This is a genomic window from Rhizobium sp. 05N49, assembly GCF_056396805.1.
Map to the genome: position 1 here is coordinate 1 of NZ_JBFTME010000062.1, position 438 is coordinate 438.

Consider the following 438-nt stretch of genomic DNA (forward strand, 5'->3'; position numbering starts at 1 on the left):
GCCCGATGCCGAGCCGAAGACCACGGCCGTGACCGTCTTGGTGTCGCCGGCATCCGGATCGGTGTCGTTGGTCAGCACGTTGCCGCTCGCAACCGCACCGCCCGAACCATTGGCAACCCCACCCTTCTCGGTCGCATCGCCAGCATCGGCAACCGCCGTTGGCGTCGTGTTGCCGGGCGTCGATACGGCGATGCTGAAGGTCTCGTTGGCCGAAAGACCACCGAGGTCTGTCGCCGTTACCTTGACGCCATAGCTTCCGCCTGTCGTCGGCGTGCCGGAGAAGGTCCGCGTCGTGGCGTTGAAGCTCAGCCAGGCGGGAAGCGCCGTGCCATCAGCAGCCGTTGCCGAGTAAGTCAGCGTCTCGCCGCTGTCGACATCGGTGAAGGTCGTGGTCGGCACCGCGAAGGAGAAGGCAGAGCCGACGGTGGCGTTCTGGGT

Annotated in this window: 1 protein-coding gene; it reads right to left on the reverse strand. The window is 66.2% G+C overall.

Translation table 11 applies throughout. From position 1 onward, the window contains the following. On the reverse strand, positions 1-438 hold a 438-nt coding region (locus AC1DF8_RS36240; protein ID WP_478157625.1), incomplete at both ends, for a putative Ig domain-containing protein.